Here is a 2,995-nt window from a genome sequence, read left to right on the forward strand (position 1 = left end):
GCGCGTGGGAGTGGATCACCCACCACCCTCCGCCCAACGAACAAGCCCTCCCCTGGCTCATCGCCTTCCACCCCACCTTCTGGTGGGGACTGCTCCTGCTCCTCTTCGGTGCCTTCTACACACTCAAATATCGGCCGGGGAAAGGGTGACGCGCCCCGCGGAATCTCCGCCGCAGTTGCCCGGTAACTCCCACGGCTCCTCGCACATCCGCTGCCACGCTTGACCTCATGTTCACGCGCCCCGGCGGCGACTCGTTTACTCTCGTAATCCATGGCAACGGACGAAAAGGCAACGGCCGCGAAGAAGACGTCGACCAAAACACACGCACCCCAGTCGGCACGAACCAGGCAGCCCTCCACCGTCGCAAAGAAGGCCGCCGCGCAGCCCGCAACCCCGCACCGCGCGGTCAAAGCCGCCGCCAAGGCAGCTCCCGCGAAAGCCGCCCCATCCGCCAGAGCGACCACTCCCGCCATCTCCCCCACCAGCCGCTACTACAACCGCGACGAGAGCTGGATGCTCTTCAACCGCCGCGTGCTCGAAGAAGCCAGCGACCCCGCCAACCCTGTCCTCGAGCGCATCAAGTTCCTCGCCATCACCGCCAGCAATCTCGATGAGTTCATCGAGATCCGCGTCGCCGGCCAGCTGCAGCAGCTCGAAGAAGACGAAGGCCTCCCGCAGAAGCCCGACGAAGATGGCCTCACGCCGCGGCAGCGCCTCGTACGCCTCGCCGACGTCCTCCATCGCTTCCACGACGACCAATGCCGCATCTGGAACAAGGTCCTCGTGCCCGCACTGGACGAAGCCGGCATTCGCCTCGTCAGCTGGAAGCAGGCCACCGAATCCCAGCGCCGCTTCGCCACCCGCTTCTTCCACGACGAGATCGATCCGATGCTGACCCCCGTCACCATCGACCCCTCGCATCCCTTCCCCCGCGTACTCAACAAGGCGATGTCCCTCGCGCTGCTCCTGCAGCACAAGCGCAAAAGCCGCAGCCCTTCGCCCAACGTGCTTGGCGTCGTGACAATTCCCCGCTCACTGCCTGGCCTCCTGGCACTCCCCTCCACCGGGAGCACGCGCGACTTCCTCCTCCTCGACGAGCTCATCGCCTCGCACCTCGAAGGCATGTTCCGCGGCTATCGCATCGTTAGCCGCGCCAGCTTCCGCGTCACCCGCAACTCCAACCTCTACATGGAAGAGGAAGAAAGCCGCAGCGTCCTCGAGTCCGTCCGCGAAGAGCTCCACAACCGCCGCAAGGGCGACGTCGTCCGTCTCGAGATCGAATCCAGCGCCGACGATGTCATCGTCGAGCGCCTCCGCACCAACTTCGAGCTCGACCCCTGGCAGGTCTTCCACATCGACGCCCCGGTCAACTTCACGCGCCTCATGGCTGTCTACAGCGCCGTGCAGAAGCCCGACCTCAAGTTCCCCGAGTTCCACGGCCGCCGCATCCGCGTCACCGACAGCAAGGACATCTTCTCCCTCATCCGCCAGGGCGACATCCTCCTCCATCATCCCTTCGACAGCTACAACACGGTCGAGAGCTTCATCGAAGGCGGCACGCTCGACCCACGCGTCATCGCCATCAAGCAGACCCTCTACCGCACCAGCGCCGACTCCGCCATCTTCCGTGCCCTCAAGGAAGCCGGAGCCACCAAGGACGTCACCGTCGTCGTCGAGCTCATGGCCCGCTTCGACGAAGCCTCCAACATCCGCTGGGCGCGCGAGCTAGAAGACGCCGGCGTGCAGGTCTTCCACGGCATCTTCGGCCTCAAGACCCACTGCAAGCTCTCGCTGCTCGTCCGCCGCGACCCCGACAACACCATCCGCAGCTACGCGCACCTCGGCACCGGCAACTACAACCCGGTCACCTCGCGCTTCTACACCGACATCAGCCTGCTCACCTGCCGTCCCGAGATCACCGACGCCGTGCAGCACGTCTTCCGCTATCTCACCGCCGAATGGGCCACCGGCAGCAAGAGCTATCGCCCGCTGCTGGTCTCGCCCATCACTCTCGCCGCGGATGTCCTCGCCCTCATCGAGCGCGAGACCAAGCACGCACGCGCCGGCCGTCCCGCCCGCATCATCGCCAAGATGAACGCCCTGCTCGACGGCAAGACCGTCGATGCTCTCTACGCAGCCTCCCAGGCCGGCGTCGAAATCGACCTCATCATCCGCGGCATGTGCTCCCTGCGCGCCTGCGTCCCCGGCCTCAGCGACCACATCCGCGTCCGCTCCATCGTCGGCCGCTTCCTCGAACACAGCCGCATCTTCTGGTTCTCCAACGGCGGCGACGAACAAGTCTTCGCCGGCAGCGCGGACTGGATGGGACGCAACCTCTACGAGCGCTGCGAGGTCGTCTTCCCCGTCCAGGAACCCGAGCTCAAGCGCCGTCTCCGCGAAGAGATCCTCGAAGCCTATCTCCGCGACAACGTAAAGGCTCGGCTGCTCAAGGCCGATGGAAGCTACGTCCGCGCACCCCGCGGAGGTTCAGCCTTCAGCGCCCAGGACTGGCTCATGCAGCTCTCCCACGCCCAGACCCAGACCTCCACAACCTCATCAAACCCCGCTCCAGCCGGATCCACTCCCGCAGCCCCACGCGCCCCCCGCAAGGCCCCCACGCGCTAGGTTGTATCGACGCATTCCTCACTACCGAAGATGTGTCATTTCGACCGAAGCGAGACAGCTTCATCGTCCCGCGTAGTGGAGAAACCTGCTTCCCCGCAGCGGCAAACTGCACGTCCTTCAACCAGAGAGCTGAAGGCCCGCCCCATTCCATCCGCGAACTGCGGCCTCACCACGCAATCGACCTCTGGTCAATTGGCACGGACGGCAGGTCACGGCTTCAGCCGTGACAATCCACAGCAAGCATCCATGCGGCTTTAGATGGGATGAGACGGCTGGCCTCACGGAGGAGCTAGGCTTTCCGTACGCACTCGAGGGTGCAGAAGGAGACCAGCCATGGGACAGGGTATCAAGCGTTGTCAGCCTGCGATGA

Annotated in this window: 1 protein-coding gene; it reads left to right on the top strand. The window is 64.9% G+C overall.

All coding sequences use genetic code 11. The features are described from left to right. The first annotated feature begins 270 nt into the window (after nucleotides 1–270). Entirely contained in the window at nucleotides 271–2,625 is a 2,355-nt protein-coding gene (gene ppk1, locus AC5E6W_RS22050; protein ID WP_491754506.1) for a polyphosphate kinase 1, read from the top strand. Nucleotides 2,626–2,995: the final 370 nt, after the last annotated feature.

The sequence above is a fragment of the Bryocella sp. genome (genome assembly GCF_058498515.1).